18 protein-coding genes are annotated in these 17,001 nt (G+C 63.9%); 13 read left to right on the forward strand and 5 right to left on the reverse strand.

Annotated elements, in window-relative coordinates:
* Positions 1–2 precede the first annotated feature (2 nt).
* On the reverse strand, positions 3–1,046 hold the full coding sequence (purM, locus tag B7X30_RS01875) for a phosphoribosylformylglycinamidine cyclo-ligase (RefSeq protein ID WP_286728757.1): 1,044 nt from the start codon (positions 1,044–1,046) through the stop codon (positions 3–5).
* Between the two features lie 155 nt (positions 1,047–1,201).
* Between purM and B7X30_RS01880 the strand changes: the two genes are divergently transcribed.
* From B7X30_RS01880 to folK, 5 genes are read left to right on the forward strand one after another with little or no spacing between them, the layout of a single operon-like run.
* A complete protein-coding gene (locus B7X30_RS01880; protein ID WP_286728758.1) occupies positions 1,202–2,260 on the forward strand; it encodes an AI-2E family transporter in 1,059 nt (352 codons plus the stop codon).
* Between the two features lie 3 nt (positions 2,261–2,263).
* The gene (gene hda / locus B7X30_RS01885; protein WP_286728759.1) at positions 2,264–3,016 is read left to right on the forward strand and encodes a DnaA regulatory inactivator Hda; all 753 of its coding nucleotides are present in this window, start codon (positions 2,264–2,266) and stop codon (positions 3,014–3,016) included.
* Positions 3,017–3,043: 27 nt separating this feature from the next.
* Positions 3,044–3,715, forward strand: a complete 672-nt coding sequence (locus B7X30_RS01890) for a histidinol-phosphatase (protein WP_286728760.1) — start codon at positions 3,044–3,046, stop codon at positions 3,713–3,715.
* Complete coding sequence (gene pcnB, locus B7X30_RS01895; RefSeq protein ID WP_286728761.1) at positions 3,712–5,148, forward strand: polynucleotide adenylyltransferase PcnB; 1,437 nt, start codon at positions 3,712–3,714, stop codon at positions 5,146–5,148. Before B7X30_RS01890 ends, pcnB begins: the two co-directional genes overlap by 4 nt.
* 6 nt (positions 5,149–5,154) lie before the next feature.
* The gene (gene folK / locus B7X30_RS01900; RefSeq protein ID WP_286728762.1) at positions 5,155–5,661 is read left to right on the forward strand and encodes a 2-amino-4-hydroxy-6-hydroxymethyldihydropteridine diphosphokinase; all 507 of its coding nucleotides are present in this window, start codon (positions 5,155–5,157) and stop codon (positions 5,659–5,661) included.
* A 21-nt stretch (positions 5,662–5,682) separates the two neighbouring features.
* Here the strand turns inward: folK and B7X30_RS01905 are convergent, their stop codons facing one another.
* A complete protein-coding gene (locus B7X30_RS01905) occupies positions 5,683–6,111 on the reverse strand; it encodes a TM2 domain-containing protein (protein WP_276727304.1) in 429 nt (142 codons plus the stop codon).
* A gap of 9 nt (positions 6,112–6,120) precedes the next feature.
* On the reverse strand, positions 6,121–6,648 hold the full coding sequence (locus B7X30_RS01910) for a GNAT family N-acetyltransferase (protein WP_286728763.1): 528 nt from the start codon (positions 6,646–6,648) through the stop codon (positions 6,121–6,123).
* 244 nt (positions 6,649–6,892) lie between these two features.
* Between B7X30_RS01910 and rpsP the strand changes: the two genes are divergently transcribed.
* From rpsP to B7X30_RS01940, 6 genes are all read left to right on the forward strand, one after another.
* Positions 6,893–7,141 (forward strand): 30S ribosomal protein S16, encoded by a 249-nt coding sequence (gene rpsP / locus B7X30_RS01915; RefSeq protein ID WP_013105316.1) that lies wholly within the window; start codon positions 6,893–6,895, stop codon positions 7,139–7,141.
* A 93-nt stretch (positions 7,142–7,234) separates the two neighbouring features.
* Positions 7,235–7,777, forward strand: coding sequence for a ribosome maturation factor RimM (gene rimM, locus B7X30_RS01920; protein WP_013122724.1), 543 nt, complete (start codon positions 7,235–7,237; stop codon positions 7,775–7,777).
* An 8-nt stretch (positions 7,778–7,785) separates the two neighbouring features.
* Positions 7,786–8,553, forward strand: a complete 768-nt coding sequence (trmD, locus tag B7X30_RS01925) for a tRNA (guanosine(37)-N1)-methyltransferase TrmD (protein WP_286728764.1) — start codon at positions 7,786–7,788, stop codon at positions 8,551–8,553.
* A gap of 110 nt (positions 8,554–8,663) precedes the next feature.
* Entirely contained in the window at positions 8,664–9,068 is a 405-nt protein-coding gene (gene rplS, locus B7X30_RS01930; protein ID WP_013105313.1) for a 50S ribosomal protein L19, read from the forward strand.
* 92 nt (positions 9,069–9,160) lie between these two features.
* Entirely contained in the window at positions 9,161–9,871 is a 711-nt protein-coding gene (locus B7X30_RS01935; protein WP_286728765.1) for a CoA pyrophosphatase, read from the forward strand.
* 95 nt (positions 9,872–9,966) lie between these two features.
* On the forward strand, positions 9,967–10,941 hold the full coding sequence (locus B7X30_RS01940; protein ID WP_286728766.1) for a CobD/CbiB family protein: 975 nt from the start codon (positions 9,967–9,969) through the stop codon (positions 10,939–10,941).
* A gap of 70 nt (positions 10,942–11,011) precedes the next feature.
* Here the strand turns inward: B7X30_RS01940 and htpG are convergent, their stop codons facing one another.
* The gene (gene htpG / locus B7X30_RS01945) at positions 11,012–12,976 is read right to left on the reverse strand and encodes a molecular chaperone HtpG (RefSeq protein ID WP_286728767.1); all 1,965 of its coding nucleotides are present in this window, start codon (positions 12,974–12,976) and stop codon (positions 11,012–11,014) included.
* A 62-nt stretch (positions 12,977–13,038) separates the two neighbouring features.
* Positions 13,039–13,914, reverse strand: a complete 876-nt coding sequence (locus B7X30_RS01950; protein ID WP_013122718.1) for a TatD family hydrolase — start codon at positions 13,912–13,914, stop codon at positions 13,039–13,041.
* 180 nt (positions 13,915–14,094) lie between these two features.
* Between B7X30_RS01950 and B7X30_RS01955 the strand changes: the two genes are divergently transcribed.
* A complete protein-coding gene (locus B7X30_RS01955; protein ID WP_286728768.1) occupies positions 14,095–15,963 on the forward strand; it encodes an endo alpha-1,4 polygalactosaminidase in 1,869 nt (622 codons plus the stop codon).
* The gene (locus tag B7X30_RS01960; protein WP_286728770.1) at positions 15,890–16,984 is read left to right on the forward strand and encodes a polysaccharide deacetylase family protein; all 1,095 of its coding nucleotides are present in this window, start codon (positions 15,890–15,892) and stop codon (positions 16,982–16,984) included. The genes B7X30_RS01955 and B7X30_RS01960 overlap by 74 nt, the downstream gene beginning before the upstream one ends.
* Positions 16,985–17,001 lie beyond the last annotated feature (17 nt).

Here is a 17,001-nt window from a genome sequence, read left to right on the forward strand (position 1 = left end):
GCTCAGCCGGTGTAGCGCACCTGATGCGCATCGGCATGAGGACGCGGCTGAATCTCCCCGATGATCCAGCCGGTCTCCCCTTCGGCGCGCAGGGTGGCGAGTACGGCCTCGGCCTCGGCCGCGGCCACCACCAGGACGAAGCCCACGCCGCAATTGAAGGTGCGACGCATTTCGGCGTCATCCACGCCACCTTCGCGTTGCAGCCAGGCAAACAACTCGGTCTGGCCCCAAGTGGAAGGGTCGAGCACGCATTGCACATTTTCGGGCAGCACGCGCGGAATGTTTTCGCTCAAACCCCCGCCGGTGATATGGGCCATGCCCTTGATGGTGTGCTGCGGCAGCGCCTTCAGCACCGGTTTGCAGTAAATGCGCGTCGGCGCCATCACCGCGCTGCGGAAATCCTGTCCGTCCAGCGTTGTCGGCAGCTCACCTGGCCCGCTGCGAGCGATGATCTTGCGCACCAGCGAATAGCCGTTGGAATGCGCGCCGCTCGACGCCAGGCCGATGACCCGGTCGCCCGCCGCGATGCTGCGGCCGTCGATGATGCCGCTTTTCTCCACCGCGCCCACGGCAAAACCCGCCAGGTCATATTCGCCCGCCGGATACATTCCAGGCATTTCCGCAGTCTCGCCGCCGATGAGCGCACAACCGGCCTCCTCGCACCCCTGCGCCACACCGCCGATTACTTGCGTGGCGGTCTGCACCGCCAGCTTGCCGCAGGCAAAATAGTCGAGAAAGAACAGCGGCTCGGCCCCTTGAACCAGCACATCGTTGACGCTCATCGCCACCAGATCGATACCCACCGTGTCGTGTCGGTTCCACTCGAACGCGAGTTTGAGCTTGGTGCCCACGCCATCCGTGCCCGACACCAGCACCGGCTCGCGATAGCGCTTGGGCACCTCGAACAGCGCCCCGAAGCCGCCGATACCCGCCAGCACGCCGTCGCGCAGCGTGCGCCGGGCCAGGGGCTTGATCGCATCGACCAGCGCATCTCCAGCGTCGATGTCCACACCGGCGTCGCGATAAGTCAGGGGAGTTTTTTGCATGATGGGCAGCAGAGGAAGAGGAACGGGAGCGCAGCACCCGCCCCGCATAAAATGCCAAGGCGAAGATTTTATCGAGTGCGCGCACGCGCCTGCTGCTTCGCTCCGACGCTGGCGCCGTTGCGCAAGCCTTTCCCCCCGACGCCCCAACCGCCCCCATGCTCCTGGCCCCTCCCGTCAAGAATGCCCTCATCTGGCTGGTCATCGGCCTTGTCGCGCTCTGGCTGATCTGGCTGCTCGGCAGCATCCTGATGCCCTTTCTCGTCGGGCTGACGCTGGCCTACGTGCTGCATCCGCTGGTCGAGCGACTCAAGCGGCGACGCATTCCGCGCGCACTCGGCGCTGCGGTGGCGATCATCGTGGCCATCGGTCTTTTCGTCGGCCTGTTTCTCTTGCTGGTGCCTGTGGTCACGGAAATCGTGCCCTTGATCCGCGAAAAATTCCCGCTGCTGCTCCAGACAATCATCAACTGGGGCACCCCGCTGCTGGCGCGATTCGACATTCATGTGAAGTTCGATACCGCCAGCGTGCAGCAGACCCTGTCCAAATACCTGTCCGCGCACGGAGAAGACTGGGCCGGGCTGCTGCTGCGCTCAGCCAGCACTGGCGGCATAAGTCTGCTGGTCCTGTTGGGCAATCTGACGCTGATTCCGGTCGTGGCCTTTTATCTGCTGCTCGACTGGACGCCAACGCTGGCGCGAATTCGCGGTCTGATCCCCCCCAAACACCGCGACGCCGTGCTGAGTTTTTTTCACGACTGCGACGTCATCCTCGGCCAGTATCTGCGCGGACAGTTGCTGGTCATGCTGATTCTGGCGTTTTATTACTCCCTCGCCTTGGTGATTGCCGGGTTCAATCTGGCCCTGCCCGTGGGCATCTTCACCGGGCTGGCGGTATTCGTCCCTTACGTAGGCTTCGGCCTGGGCCTGCTACTGGCGCTGCTGGCCGGGGCGCTGCAATTTCTGAGCTGGTACGGCGTGATTGCCGTGGCCATCGTGTATGGCATCGGCCAGTTGATCGAAAGCATGTACATCACCCCGAAGTTCGTCGGCGAGAGCATTGGCCTGCATCCCCTGCTGGTCATTTTCATTCTGCTGGCCTTCGGCACCCTGTTCGGCTTCTGGGGCATTTTGCTGGCCCTGCCCGCGGGCGCCGTGCTGCTGGTCGTGGTGCGCCGCCTGCTCGCCTGGTACCGGCAGAGCGCGCTGTTCGTCTGACCCATGCTGCAAACCACGCGCCAGCAGATTCTGCCGCTGGAATGGCAGGATGAACGCAGCTTCGAGAATTTCGATCCCGGCGTTCAGCCCGAAAATGCGCTAGCGCTGCACGCGCTGCATGATCTGCTGCAACAGGTCCGCCACAGTGCGCTCTATCTCTGGGGCGAGACCGGCAGCGGCAAAAGCCACCTGCTGTGGGCCGCCTGCCGCGAACTCCAAAAGCAGGGACGTTGGGCGCTGCTGCTCACCCCGCAAACCCCCGCCTCGGCCTGGCCCGATGTCACCGATCTGCTCGCCCAGCAAGCCGGTGGCCTGCTGGCGGTGGACGACGCGCAGCAGCTTTCCGACTGGCAGCAGGACTGGCTGTTCGGTCTGTACAACGCCGCCCGCTCGGCCGAGCTCGCCTTTCTCACCTGCGGCAACGCCGCCCCAGCCGCGCTGCCCCTGCGCACCGACCTGCGCACCCGCCTGAGCTGGGGGCTGGCGCTGCGCCTGCAAGCGCCCGACGACGCCGTGCGCGCCCGCGTGCTTCAGCGCCTGGCGCACGAACGCGGCTACTCGCTCAGCCCCGAATTACTGCACTACATGCTGACCCACCTCAGCCGCGACCTGTCGCAACTGGGTGTGCTGATGGCCGCGTTTGACCGCTATGCTTTGGCCGCGCAGCGACCGGCCACCGTGCCTCTGCTCAAATCGCTGCTGGCCGCACAGCCGCAATTGCTGCACGCGGCGCTGCCCGAATCCGTTTCAGGCTGATCCCTACAGACCCAGCCTTCACACTCCATGCGCAAGCTCGCCCTCTTCGATCTCGACTACACGCTGATTCCTTTCGACTCCGACCACGCCTTCGGGCAGTACGTTGCCGAGCTGGGCTGGGTCGATGCCGAGCAACACCGCCAGCAAAACGAGGCGTTCTATCGGCAGTACAAGGCCGGCACCCTCGATCTCGCCGCCTATCTGCGTTTCGCCCTGCAGCCGATTGCCGGGCGCGACCTCGACGAACTGCACGCCGCGCATGCCGGTTTCATGCGCGACGTCGTGCAGCCGCAAATGCAACCGGCCGCGCAGCAACTGGTCGACCGTCACAAAGCCGCAGGCGATCTGTGCTGCATCGTGACTGCAACCAATACCTTCGTCACCCGCCCCATCGCCGACGCCTTCGGCGTCGAGCACCTCATCGGCGTCGAACTCGAACGCGACTCGCAGGGCCGCTACACCGGCAACTGGGTGGGCATTCCCTCGTTCCGCGAAGGCAAGATCGTTCGCACCGAACAATGGCTGGCCGCGCAAGGACTGGGCTGGGACGACTTCGACCAGATCTGGTTCTACAGCGACTCCATCAATGATCGCCCCCTGCTCGAACACGCCACCCACCCCGTGGTCGTCCATCCCGACCCCTTGCTGGCCGCCGTCGCCCAGGAAAAAGGCTGGCCCACACTTCAGTTGTTGACATGATCCGCAAATTCATCAGTCGCCTGTTCACCTCGAACAAAACCGAAACCAACCCGCAAAACCGTGGCCAACGCCGCGACCTGCCCCGCTCCCAGCACCAGATCGACGCCAGCCGCCTTTCGCAGAACGCCCGCAACACCGTGCAGACCCTGCAGCAGGCGGGTTTCGAGGCCTACATCGTCGGCGGCGCGGTGCGCGATCTGCTGCTGGGCCTCAAGCCCAAAGACTTCGACGTCGCCACCAATGCCACGCCCGAGCAGGTCAAACCGCTGTTCAAGCGCGCTTTCATCATCGGCCGACGCTTTCGCATCGTGCACGTCATGTATGGCCGCGACATCATCGAGGTCTCCACCTACCGCGCCCTGCACGATGCGCAAGCCGCCGAGTCTGTGGACGGCAACGAGCGCACCTCGCGCCGCGCCCTGGCCGACAAGACCCTGGCGGTGGACAGCAGCGGCCGCGTGCTGCGCGACAACGTCTGGGGCACGCTCGACGACGATGCCGAGCGCCGCGACTTCACCATCAACGCGCTCTATTACGACCCGATCCGCGACGTGGTGGTCGACTACCACCGAGGCATGAAAGACCTCAAAGAGCGGCGCCTGCGCATGATCGGCGACCCCGCCGCCCGCTATCGCGAAGACCCGGTGCGCATGCTGCGCATCGCCCGCTTCGCCGCCAAACTCGGCTTCGATATCGACCCGGCCACGCTCGCGCCCATCGGCCCCAGCGCCGATCTGCTCGCCAATGTGCCGGCCGCTCGCCTGTTCGACGAGACCATCAAGCTGCTGCAGACCGGCCATGCGGTCGCCTCGCTGCAACAGCTCCGCCGCCTGGGCCTGCATCACGGCCTGCTGCCGCTGCTCGATCCCGTGCTGGAAAAACCCGAGGGCGAGCGCTTCATCACGAATGCGCTGCAAGACACCGACGAGCGCATCGCCCAAGGCAAGACCGCCAGCCCCAGCTTCCTCTTCGCCTGCCTGCTTTGGCATGACGTGGAGCAACGCTGGAACGCGTTGCTGGCCGAAGGCATCGCCCCCCTCATGGCGCTCGATCAGGCCGCTGACGAAGTGCTGGCCGCGCAGGCCGAGCGACTGGCCATCCAGCGGCGCATCGCCACCGACATGCGCGAAATCTGGTCGCTGCAATCGCGCTTCGAACGCCGCACCCCGCGCTATGCCAACAGTCTGGTCGAACACCCACGGTTTCGCGCTGCCTACGACTTTCTCAGCCTGCGCGCGCGCAGCGGCCAGGCCGAGCCGGAGTTGGTGCAATGGTGGGAAGCGTTCCAGTTCGCCGACGCCGGGGGCCGTGCCGACATGCTCGCCACCGCGCCGCAGCCCAGCGCAGCCAGCAAACCCCGGCGGAGGCGGCGGCGCAAAAAACCGTCTGAAGCGAACCCTGCCGACGGCGCCAGCAACGACAGTTCCGAGTGAAACGCGATGTCCTGCGCCGATGACGTCGAAGCGTTCGTCGCCCTTGGCGCCAATCTGGGCGACGGCGCAGCCACACTGCGCGCTGCGGTGCAAGCCATCGATACCCTGCCGCTAACGCGCGTCGCCGCCCGCTCCAGCCTCTACCGCACCGCCCCGCAACACGCCAGCGGCCCCGATTACTGGAACGCCGTCATTCTGGTGCGCACCGCCCTATCGCCCGACGCCTTGCTCGACGCCCTGCTGCGCATCGAATCCGACCTCGGCCGTCAGCGCCCTAGCGGCGAAATCAACGCCCCGCGCACCCTCGATCTCGACCTTCTGCTCTACGGCAGTCTGCAACGCCAAAGCGAACGTCTGACCTTGCCCCATCCGCGTATGGCACAGCGCGCCTTCGTACTGGCCCCGCTGGCCGAAATCTGGCTGGAAGGCCGCATCGACGGCACGCGCGTCGCCGAACTGGCCGAACAGCGCGTCGCCGAAGGTCAGGCGATCGAAAAACTCGGGCTGCTGTGACTTGAGCCCCTGATCTCTCGCTCAACTACCGCCAAAAAATCGCTGCAGCACATAGGCGAGCCCACCGGTGAGCGAACCCACGCTCATGAACAGCGCAAAGATCACGATCAGCACCGGGCCCCAGCCGTTCTGACTGCGACGGTCAGCCGCCGCGTTCCAGCGCGCATCCCATTTGGCGTCCGGAGTGAGGCCGATCACCAGGGTCTGCACCACCACAGCGATCACCACGGCAACAAAAACCGCCAGCAAGGCCCAAGTCAGCGGGTCATCTTGACGATGGGCGACAAAGCGCCAAACCCCAAGCAAACCCAACAGAAACAAGGGGCCGTGCAGCCAGGCCCACGGATCTCGCAAGCCGCGCAGGTAAAAGCGGTGACCGCCAAGCACGCCGGTCAGCAGAGCCAGTAAAGCGGCGGTGAATTTATTTTTGAATCCGGTCTGAGCAGTCATGGCGGGCCGTCAAATCGGAGAGGTTTCGGCGCCCGCACCCAGCGCGCGTTGCATGAACACGACATCGAGCCAGCGATCAAATTTCCAGCCGACTGCCGACATGCGCCCCAGTTCCTCGAACCCACGCGCCCGGTGCAGACCGATTGAACCGGCGTTTGCGGAATCTCCGATGACAGCCAGCATCTGCCGCATCCCGCTCCGGGTACATGTGTCGATCAAGGCATCAAGCAACTGGCCGCCAACCCCTTGACGCAAGCCGTTCGGGGCAATGTAGATGGAGTCTTCGACCGTAAACCGGAAAGCCTCGCGCGCCCGGAACCAGTTGGCATAGGCGTAGCCGATGATCTCCTGGCCGCGCACGGCGACCAGCCACGGCAGCGCGCGCGACTGCACTTCCTGCAGACGGCGCAGCATCTCGGCCTCGTCAGGCGCCAGGGTTTCGAAGGTGCCTGTGCCATGCAGAACATGGTGTCCATAAATGGCGGTGACAGCGGGTACATCTGCCGCAGCGGCGGCGCGAATGGTGAATTCAGGCATGAAGTGCAATATGGGAGATGGGCATGTTTATAATGGCGAGTTTATTCGAGCGCCGCGCCCCAAGTTTTTGAAGGCAATACTCGTCCGACGGACGGCTGCCCTACGACACCGGTATTTGCTGCAAGGCACCTACCCAGAAAGCCTGGTTCCACGCGGTTGGTTGCCAGCGCTTGACCCAAGCGATGCCCAAACACATGGCCCACGACCCCCTCGTTGGCTCTCATTTTTTTGACAAGGAAGCAAAATGGTTGTGATCCGTCTGACCCGTGCCGGTGCCAAGGCACACCCCTTCTACCACATCGTCGCCACCGATTCACGTAGCCGTCGTGATGGTCGCTACATCGAGCGCCTGGGTTATTACAACCCGGTTGCCCGTGGCGCCGAAGTGCCCCTGCACATTGCGACCGAGCGTCTGAACCACTGGACCAGCGTGGGCGCACAGGTCTCCCCCACCGTGCAGCGCCTGGTGAAAACCGCGCAGAAGTCTGCTTGATCGGTCAGCCTGACGGGTTTTGCCTGCAGCGGGTCGGCTGAAAAGTCGTCCCGCTTTTTACTTGCCTTTTTCATTCGCGCATCGGCTTGTAACGTGGCCATTCCAGACGATCTTTACCTCGTGGGGCATATCCTCGACGCCTGGGGCGTGCGCGGCTGGGTGAAGGTCGCCCCGGACGCCCCGCAAGCGACCGCCTTGCTCAAATCCAAGACCTGGTGGCTCAGCCGTCCAGGCTTTGAAAACGAGCCCACGCCAATTGCGGTACGTCTGGTTCGGCGTCACGGCAGCGCCCTGGTCGCACTGCTCGAAGGACCGGAAGACCGTAGCGGCGCCGAAGCCCTGCGCGGGCGTCAGATCGCCGTGAGACGTGCCGACTTTCCCCCGCCTGACGAGGGCGAGTTCTATTGGGCCGACCTGATCGGCTGCGAGGTACGCAGCCCGGAAGGGGCCGATCTCGGCCGCGTCATTGGCTTGATGGAAAGCGCCGCGCACGCCGTTTTGCGCGTGCAGATTCCGCAGGCCAGCGCGGACGCCAAACCGCGCGAACGGCTGATTCCCTTCGTCGAGGCTTACATCGTCTCGGTCGATCTGCCCGCGAAGACCATCATCGCCCTGTGGGACGCCAGTTACGACTGACCTGCCCCATGCTGCGCTTTGATGTCATCAGCCTGTTTCCCGCCTATTTCGAGCCGCTGAAGTACCACGGCGTATCGCGCCGCGCCTTCGACTCGGGACAGTTGCAACTGCAATGCTGGAACCCGCGCGATTTCACCACCGATGCGCACCGAACCATCGATGACCGTCCCTACGGCGGCGGCCCCGGCATGGTCATGCTGGCCGAGCCGCTGGAACAAGCGCTAGACGCCATCGCCGACGACCGGCGTCTAGCATCTCATCCGCAAGCCCCGGTTTGGCTGTTTTCGCCAACCGGACGGCGCATCGACCAGCGACTCGTGGAAAACCTGGCCCAATCCGATGGCGTGACCTTGCTTTGCGCCCGCTACGAAGGTGTGGATCAACGCCTGATCGACCGCCGGGTGGACGCGGAGATCAGCCTGGGCGACTTCGTGCTCTCGGGCGGTGAGATTCCGGCCCTGGCGCTGCTCGATGCCGTCTGCCGATTGCTGCCAGGCGTGCTGGGCAGTGCCGATTCAGCCCAGCAGGACAGCTTTTCCAACGGCCTGCTCGACTGCCCGCATTACACGCGACCCGAGCACTATCAGGGCCACGGCGTGCCCGAAGCCCTGCTCAGCGGCGATCATGCCCGCATCGCTCAATGGCGCAGGGAACAGTCTTTGCGCCTGACCTTGCAGCGGCGCCCCGACCTGATCGCGCAGATGCAGGCTGCCAACCAGTTGAGTCAGAAAGATCTGCGATTTCTGGCTGCTCTGGGGTATACTCTTCAGGTTTGATCCTCTGCTTGCCTAGCCGCCAGGCTGACTGCACTTCTTAGTGCATCATCAGGGCTGCGGCAACCACAACTGACCCACACCGGCACGGCAAGATCATTGGAGAGCATGAAATGAATCTGATCGCAACTCTGGAGCAGGAAGAAATCGCCCGCGTCAGCGCTGGCAAAACTTTTCCGCAGTTCAACCCGGGCGACACCGTCATCGTGTCCGTCAAGGTGGTTGAAGGCAACCGCAAACGTAACCAAGCCTACGAGGGCGTGGTGATCGCCAAGCGTAATCGTGGGCTGAATTCCAGCTTCATCGTGCGCAAAATCTCGGCAGGCGAAGGCGTGGAGCGTACGTTCCAGCTGTATTCGCCGCAGATCGCGTCGATCGAAGTCAAACGTCGTGGTGATGTGCGCCGCGCCAAGCTGTACTACCTGCGCAGCCGTTCCGGCAAGTCTGCACGCATCAAGGAAAAACTGGTGCTCAAGTCTGCCGCCGCGGCTCAGGCAAACGCAACTGCAGAGGCCTAATCAGCGTTTGTCCCTGGTCATACCGGCCCTGCCGGATCACCGCCGAAGCCGACTTGCACTGCACGTCGGCTTTTTTGTTTGCTACATCAAACGTGTCCACTCTTCGCCTCACGTCCATCGACCCCGAAAACGCTGATCTGATCGGCCGCGATGACGGTCTGCCCGCCGTCGCCCCGGAGCGGCTTGAGCCGGATTGGCTGCGGCGCCGCTTTGCGTCACCCACCGCGTGGACACCGGAGCTGTTTGAAGATTCACTACGCCTGAGTTCCCAAGCGCTGCGAGGCGCCGCCGTTCTCATTCCATTGGTACCGCGCGCCGAAGGCCTGCAGGTGCTGCTCACCCGCCGCAATCTCCACCTGCACGAACATGCCGGCCAGATAAGTTTCCCCGGTGGGCGCTGCGACCGCCAGGACATTCATCCTGCCGCAACCGCACTGCGCGAGGCCCATGAGGAAATCGGCCTGCGCCCGGCGGGGGCCGAAGTGCTCGGCACGCTGCCGCTGTATTGCACCGCATCGCGTTACGCCGTCACCCCCGTGGTCGCGCTCATTCCCGCCGCTGAAAACCTGCAGCCTCAACCCGATGAGGTCAGCGAGGTCTTCGAAGTACCGCTGGCCTTCCTGATGAACCCCCGGCATCACGAGCTTCGGGAGTGGAGGCCGGGCAACGATGTTGCGCCCAACCCCGTTGCCGTGCGGCGCCGCTTTCTGGTCATGCCCTATGTCGCAAACGGGCAGCGCTACGTCATCTGGGGCGCGACGGCCGCCATGCTGCGCAATTTGTACCGCTTGCTGGTTGCGTAAGGCCAAGCCCAGCCCTTCTCGCACAGCCCAACGACACGGCCCAACGAAGCTGCGAGGCGCAAAAGGCTTGTTCGAGGTTGCCTTAGGATAGATGCATGGCTTTTCTCTCCGTTCTGATCGCCCTGCTTGTCGAGCAACTCAAACCCCTGGGGCGCGGCAGCGCCGTGTACCGGCTGCGCCAGAGTCTGGCTGATATTGCCGCGCGCAACTTCGATGCGGGACGGCCGCATCACGGCGTCGCGGCCTGGTTCATCGCCGTGTTGCTGCCCGCCTTGATCACACTGGTGATTTATCTCGTCGCGCTGCACTACAGCCTGCTGCTGGCCCTGGCGTGGAATGTGGCGGTGCTGTATTTCACCCTCGGTTTTCGCCAGTTCAGCCACTACTTCACGGACATCCAAGACGCGCTCAATCACAACGATGCCGCCACCGCGCGCAGCCTGCTCAAACAGTGGAAAGCGCTCGATACCGTGGACATGAGCGCTAGCGATGTCACCCAGCAAACCATCGAACATGCCTTGGTGTCGGTGCAGCGCTATGTGCTGGGCGTGTTCTTCTGGTTCATTCTGCCCATCGGCCCGGCGGGCGCCGTGCTGTATCGCCTTAGCGACTATGTAGCGGGCAAATGGAATCAGACCGACAGCGAAGCCAGCCCTGCGCTGCAGAGCTTTTCGCAAAAAGCCTTCGACCTGCTCGACTGGGCGCCCGCCCGCCTGACCGCCAGCGGCTATGCCATCGTCGGCAATTTCGAGGATGCCGTCGATGTCTGGCGCGGCTATTCGCAGCTCTGGGCTAACCGCAATACCGGGGTGATGCTGGCCTCTGCCGCGGGCGCGGTAGGCATTCGGCTCGGAGCAACAGCCGCTGCCACGCCCGCCGCCCCGACAGAGCCCGGCTGGACCCAGGAAGGCGAGAACGGCGATCTGGGCATGAGCGGCCTTGCAGCCACGATGCCCGGCGCCATCCCCCAGCCCGCGCATTTACGCAATGTGGTGGGGCTGGTGTGGCGCTCGGTGCTGCTGTGGATGCTGCTGCTGGCCATGCTCAGCGTGGTGAGCTGGGTGAGCTGAAACCAAGCTGAGAGCCCCCGGTCGGGCCACAGCCAGCCCGGGGGAAGTGTTCAGCCCGGGATACCCCGGCTCAGCCCGCCAGCAAAGCGTTGACCCGGCGAACATAAGCCGCCGGATCGTCGAGTTGGCCCCCTTCGGCCAGCAAGGCCTGATCGAACACCACCTGAGCCAGATCGTCGGCATGGGCCTCGTCTGCCGCCACGCGCTTGACCAGCACGTGCGCCGGGTTGATCTCCAGCACCGGTTGGGTCGAGGGTATTTCGTCGCGCCCGGCCTGCTTGAGCAAGCGCGCCAGATGCGCGCTCATGCCATCGTCGGCGGCGACCAGACAGGCCGGAGAATCGACCAGCCGCTTGGAAATGCGCACCTCTTTCACCCGCTCGCCCAAAGCCTGCTTGAAGCGCTCGATCAGGGCCTGATGATCGGCAGACGGCTCTTTGTCGTCCTTGGCCTCGTCGGCCTTGTCCTCTGCGCCCTTGATGTCGCTGAGATCGACGGCCCCACGAGCTACCGATTGCAGCGGCTTGCCGTCGAACTCATTGAGGAAGCCCAACATCCATTCGTCCACCCGGTCGGTGAGCAGCAGCACCTCGATGCCCTTCTTGCGGAAAATTTCGAGCTGCGGGCTGGAGCGGGCGATTTTCGGCGTCTCGGCGGTGATGTAATAAATGGCCTTCTGACCCTCTTTCATCCGCGCGACATAGTCGGCCAGTGACACGCTCGGCGCATCATCCTCGCTGTGCGTGGAGGCCGCGCGCAACAGCTTGGCCAGGCGCTCGCGGTTGCTGAAATCTTCGCCGAAGCCTTCCTTGAGCACCGCGCCGAACTCGGCCCAGAACGCGGCGTATTTATCGCGCTCGGCCTGGTCTTCGCTGCCTGCCAACTCTTCCAGCATGGACAGCACACGCTTGACCGAACCTTCACGGATGGCGCGCACATCGCGGCTTTCCTGCAGCATTTCACGCGACACATTCAGCGGCAGATCGGCGCTGTCGATCACCCCGCGCACGAAGCGCAGATAGGTGGGCATCAGACTTTCGGCGTCATCGGTGATGAATACGCGCTTGACATACAGCTTGACCCCGGCTTTCTGCTGCCGGTCCCACAAGTCCATCGGCGCCTTGGCCGGGATGTAGAGCAACTGGGTGTATTCGCTGCGGCCTTCAACGCGGTTATGCGTCCAGCGCAGCGGCGGCTGACTGTCGCCGCTGAGTTGTTTGTAGAACTCGAGATATTGTTCTTCGGTGATCTCGGACTTGCTGCGCGTCCACAGCGCCGCAGCGCTGTTGATCTGCTCCCACTCGTCAGTGGCGACGTATTTGCTCTGCTCGGCGTCCCAGTTCTCCTTGCGCATTTCGATAGGCAGGGAGATATGGTCGGAGTATTTGCCGATGAGGTCTTTGAGCGTCCACACCCGCAGGTATTTGTCGATCTTGTCCTCGTGCGGTGTGTCCTCCGCATCGGCGCGCAGGTGCAGGATGACATCGGTGCCGCGCTTGGCGCGGGTGATGGTTTCCACCGTGAACTCGCCCGTGCCGTCGGACTCCCAGCGCACGCCCTCGGCCTCCGTCATGCCGGCCCGGCGCGACTCGACGGTGATGCGCTCGGCCACCATGAAGCCGGAGTAGAAGCCCACGCCGAACTGTCCGATCAGCGCCGCATCGGGCTTTTGTTTGTCGCCGAGTTTCTGCATGAACTCGCGCGTGCCCGACTTGGCGATGGTGCCCAGATGCTCGACCGCTTCTTCCAGGCTCAGGCCGATGCCGTTGTCGCTGATGGTGAGGGTGCGCTGCTCGGGGTCCACCGCGATGCGGATGCGCAGGTCGGCATCGCCCTCCATCAACGAGGCATCGTCGATGGCCTGAAAGCGCAGTTTGTCGCAGGCGTCGGAGGCGTTGGAAATCAGTTCACGCAAAAAGATGTCGCGGTTGGAATAGAGCGAATGGGTGACGAGGTGCAGCAGTTGCCGCACTTCAGCCTGAAAGGCGTGGGTATGCGCGGCGGCAGGGGCAGGAGTAGTTTGTTCAGTGCTCATGGTGCGTGCGAAAAAAAGAAAAGAAAAAAACCTGCAGGCAGATACGGTCAAGACTTCAAAAATCAAGCCCCAGATTCGAGCTCGAGGTTCAACGCACCGCCTAAGCGCGGCAAGGCGCGCAGGGCATTGGCCGTGGTCTGCCGGGCCGTTTGTTCCGGCGACCAACCGCGCAGCATGGCCAGGGTTTGCGCGATGCGGGGCAACTGTTCGGGCGAGTTGGGGGTCGGAGGCGCGTCGTCGCGCGCCTCGCGCGGACGGTAAAGCCAGACCGGCGGAATATCGGGCGCATCGGTTTCGAGCACCGGCGCGGTCTCGGGCACCTCGGCCGCCAGACGGCGGATGTTGAGCGCGCGCTCGAAGGTCATGGTGCCGCCAAATCCCAGCGAAAAACCCAGATTGATGAAGCCCTGCGCCTGCTGCAGGCTGCCGTTGAAGGCATGGGCGATGCCTGCGGGCCGTCCTGCCCCGAAGCCCGCGCGGCGCAGTCCGGCGAGCAAGGCGTCTTGCGATTTGCGCACATGCAGAATCACCGGCAAATCAAAGTCGCGGGCGATACGCAACTGCGCCTGATAGAAACGCTGCTGTTTTTCGAGGTCGAGTCCGGGGACGAAAAAATCCAGCCCGATCTCGCCCAGACCGACAAAACGCGGATCGACCAACGCCTCGCCCACGCTGTGCCGCAGCACCTCCAGATCGGCCTCTTGCGCCCGGTCGACGTAGAGCGGGTGGATGCCGAGGGCATAGGCCCACCCACAGGTCTGCGCAAGCTCGCGCACCGTGTCGAAATTGCTGCGCTCGACGGCCGGAATCACCCCGCCCACCACCCCCGCCTGCCGGGCATGAGCAGCCACCTCCCGCGCCCGTCCGCCAAACTCGGCGGCATCGAGATGGGCGTGGGTATCGATCCAGCCCATCGTCTGCATGGGGAACGCCGCCATCAAAACTCCTCCAAACTATGCCGTAAGCGTAAAAAATCACAGTTCCAGCCCAAATCCCCAGGCAAACCCTATAAGCGCTCCCAAAACTCATGGAAAATTGCGGACATAGTCCGTGTAGATCACAGAACGGTTCACTTCAAGGCGCGCTTTGAAAGTGTGTCGTCCACCCTGAAATTCCTCATGCAACGCCGCCAATTTCTCCAATCTCTTGCGCAGAGCCGCCTGCTTGCCAACCCTTTGGGCCGCAGAGGCCTGTTGGGCTTGGGCTTGCTCGGCGCCACTGCCGGCCATGCCCTGGCCCAGAACGCCGTCTGCACTTGCGGAAATTGCCCCGACTGCCTGCAGGGCGGCAACACTACGCCGCCCGCAGTCGCTTTTTACTACGGCGCCCGCATTCCGGTGGACGATCTGCGCGCCTTCGATTGGGTGGTGCTCGAACCGCAGCATGCCCTGGCGCAAGATACAAAAATGGTCTCCACGCTGGGGCCGGACACCCTGGCGCTGGCCTATGTCTCGGTGGGCGAAGTCACTGCGGATCGGCCCTACTACGCCGACATGCCCAAGGCTTGGCTGCCCGCGTCGAACGCCGCCTGGGGTTCGAAGGTGATCGACCAGACCGCCGCCGGCTGGCCGCAATTCCTGCGCGAGCGCATCGTCAAACCACTGTGGGACGCGGGCTTTCGCGCCTTTTTTCTCGACACCCTCGACTCCTATCAACTGCTGGCCAAGAGCCCGCAGGCGCAGCAGCAACAAGCCAAGGCGCTGGCGGAAACCCTGCGCGGCCTGGTCGCCGCCTATCCGGGCATCCGCCTGATGCTCAACCGCGGCTTCGAACTGGTCGATGCCACCCTGGCGCCGAGCATTCTGGCCGTGGCCGCCGAATCGCTCTATCGCGGCTGGAATCAAGCCGAAACCACCTATGTCGAAGTGAAGGCCGACGACCGCGAATGGCTGCTCGCCCGCTTTGGCGACATGCGCAGCCGGTTCAAGCTGCCGGGCATTGCCATCGACTATTGCGCCCCGCAAGACCGCGCTGCTGCCCGGCAGACGGCGCAGCAAATCGCCGCGCAAGGGCTCATTCCCTGGGTGGCCGACCCCGCGCTGGAAAGCCTGGGTGTGGGCACGGTGGAACTGGTGCCGCGCCGCGTGCTGCTGCTGCATTCCTGCGAACAGGGCGACAGCCCGGAGCTGCAGGCGCAGAGCGCGCACCTCTACGGGGCCATGCCGCTGGAATATCTCGGCCTGGTTCCTGAATATCGCTATGTCGGCGCGCCCGCCATCACCGAACCGCTGGCGGGCCGCTATGCCGCCGTGGTGCTCTACCCCGATGACGGCAAGGTGCCCGGAGACATCCGCACTCTGCTCAAGCGCGCCAAGGCTGAAGGTGTGCCCGTGGCCGTGCTGGGGTATGCCGATCTCGGTGTGCTCGACGATCTCGGCGAGCACATCGGGGAGCCACTCAACGCGCCGATCAAGGTACAGCGCCAACCCGGCACGCCCAACGGCGAAGTCATCCCACTCATCAGCCCGCAAGACACGGTGCAACTGACCGCCAGTGCCGGTCTGGCTGCGCGCCACCGGCGGCGATGGCCGGAGCATGGACGGCGCCGCCATCACCTCCTGGGGTGGGTACGCGCTAGGGGCGTTTGGCGTGTTCAATCTTCCGGGCAACACCGGCACGCGCTGGTCAATCGAGCCGATCGAGTTTTTCCGCGCGGCGCTGCGCGTGGGCGCAGACCCTATGCCCGACATCACCACCCGCACCGGGCGACGGGCGTTTTTCGTGCACTTCGACGGCGACGGTTGGCCCAACGCCTGCGACCAACCCGGCTCGCCGCTGGCCTGCGAAGTGCTGGTGAGCGAATTCCTCGAAAAATACAGGGTGCCCACGCTGGGCTCGGTGATCATCGGCGAAATCAGTCACGAAGGGCTGTATCCCAAACTGGCCGACCAGTCGCAGAAATGGGCCAAACGCATGTTCGCCCTGCCTTGGGTGGAAGTCGGCAGCCACACCTGGTCGCATCCGTTCAACTGGGTGGAGGCGAGTAAGACCCACAGTCTGGGCAAGCCGAGCAAGGAATATCCCTACGGTTTTTACCTGCCGCTGCCCAACTACACCTTCAGCACCAAGAGCAATGTGGTCGGCGCCGCAGACTTCATCGACGACAAGCTCTGCCCGCCCGGCAAGAAATGCAACATGATTCTCTGGCCTGGCGACTGCAATCCGCCCGATGAGGCCGTGGCCATGGCCTATGAAACCGGGCTGGGCAATATCAACGGCGGTGGCGCACCCATCAGCAAGACCAGCCCCACCCTGTCGAACATCTGGCCCATGGGCATTCCCAAGGGCAAGTATTTTCAGGTCTATGCCGCGCAGTCGAACGAGGAGGTTTTTACGCATAACTGGCAGGGGCCTTATTTCGGCTTCGAGCGCGTGGTCGAGAGCTATCAGATGACCGACTCGCCGCGCCGCATCAAGCCCATCGACCTGTATTACCACCCCTACATCGTGACCAAGGCGGCAGGGGCGAAAAGTCTGCATACGGTCTATCAATGGGTGCTCAAACAACCGTTGCATGCGATTTACGGCCACCAATACTTCCGCAGCGTGAACGACTGGCGGCAAGCCACGGTGGCCCGGCTGCTGGCCGGTGGCTGGCGTCTGCGCAGCGGGGCGGAAATGCGCCAGTGGACCCAGCCCGTCAGCGCCGCCATGCCCGCACTGGCCAACTGCCAGAACCTCGTCGGCTGGAACGAGCATGAACAGCAGCGTTATCTGCACGCGACGGCTGGACGGGCCGTGCTGCGTAGCCAAGCCGCGGGCCAGCCCCCAGCCGCGACTGTCCCGCGTCTGATCGAGGCCAATGCCGACGTCACCCGCTGGGCCGTGCAAAACGACCGCAGCGTACAAATCAGCCTGCAAGGACATCTGCCCGTCGAAGCCCTGTTTCAACTGCCCTCCGGCTGGAGCGTGCAAGCGGCCAAAGGGGCGAAAGTCGAGCAGGCGGCCGCAGGGGTGCGGGTCAGCAGCAGCGGCTCCACCGTCGATCTCACGCTGAAGCGGGCCTGACCGACCGAGCGCTGACC

Origin of the sequence: Thiomonas sp. 13-64-67 (assembly GCF_002282795.1) — a bacterium.
GTDB lineage: Bacteria > Pseudomonadota > Gammaproteobacteria > Burkholderiales > Burkholderiaceae_C > Thiomonas > Thiomonas arsenitoxydans.

Coding starts and splice junctions, on each gene's coding strand:
- purM (WP_286728757.1), bottom strand. CDS start 1,046: ATGCAAAAAACTCCCCTGACTTATCGCGACGCCGGTGTGGACATCGAC.
- B7X30_RS01880 (WP_286728758.1), top strand. CDS start 1,202: ATGCTCCTGGCCCCTCCCGTCAAGAATGCCCTCATCTGGCTGGTCATC.
- hda (WP_286728759.1), top strand. CDS start 2,264: ATGCTGCAAACCACGCGCCAGCAGATTCTGCCGCTGGAATGGCAGGAT.
- B7X30_RS01890 (WP_286728760.1), top strand. CDS start 3,044: ATGCGCAAGCTCGCCCTCTTCGATCTCGACTACACGCTGATTCCTTTC.
- pcnB (WP_286728761.1), top strand. CDS start 3,712: ATGATCCGCAAATTCATCAGTCGCCTGTTCACCTCGAACAAAACCGAA.
- folK (WP_286728762.1), top strand. CDS start 5,155: ATGTCCTGCGCCGATGACGTCGAAGCGTTCGTCGCCCTTGGCGCCAAT.
- B7X30_RS01905 (WP_276727304.1), bottom strand. CDS start 6,111: ATGACTGCTCAGACCGGATTCAAAAATAAATTCACCGCCGCTTTACTG.
- B7X30_RS01910 (WP_286728763.1), bottom strand. CDS start 6,648: ATGCCTGAATTCACCATTCGCGCCGCCGCTGCGGCAGATGTACCCGCT.
- rpsP (WP_013105316.1), top strand. CDS start 6,893: ATGGTTGTGATCCGTCTGACCCGTGCCGGTGCCAAGGCACACCCCTTC.
- trmD (WP_286728764.1), top strand. CDS start 7,786: ATGCTGCGCTTTGATGTCATCAGCCTGTTTCCCGCCTATTTCGAGCCG.
- rplS (WP_013105313.1), top strand. CDS start 8,664: ATGAATCTGATCGCAACTCTGGAGCAGGAAGAAATCGCCCGCGTCAGC.
- B7X30_RS01940 (WP_286728766.1), top strand. CDS start 9,967: ATGGCTTTTCTCTCCGTTCTGATCGCCCTGCTTGTCGAGCAACTCAAA.
- htpG (WP_286728767.1), bottom strand. CDS start 12,976: ATGAGCACTGAACAAACTACTCCTGCCCCTGCCGCCGCGCATACCCAC.
- B7X30_RS01950 (WP_013122718.1), bottom strand. CDS start 13,914: ATGGCGGCGTTCCCCATGCAGACGATGGGCTGGATCGATACCCACGCC.
- B7X30_RS01955 (WP_286728768.1), top strand. CDS start 14,095: ATGCAACGCCGCCAATTTCTCCAATCTCTTGCGCAGAGCCGCCTGCTT.
- B7X30_RS01960 (WP_286728770.1), top strand. CDS start 15,890: ATGTTCGCCCTGCCTTGGGTGGAAGTCGGCAGCCACACCTGGTCGCAT.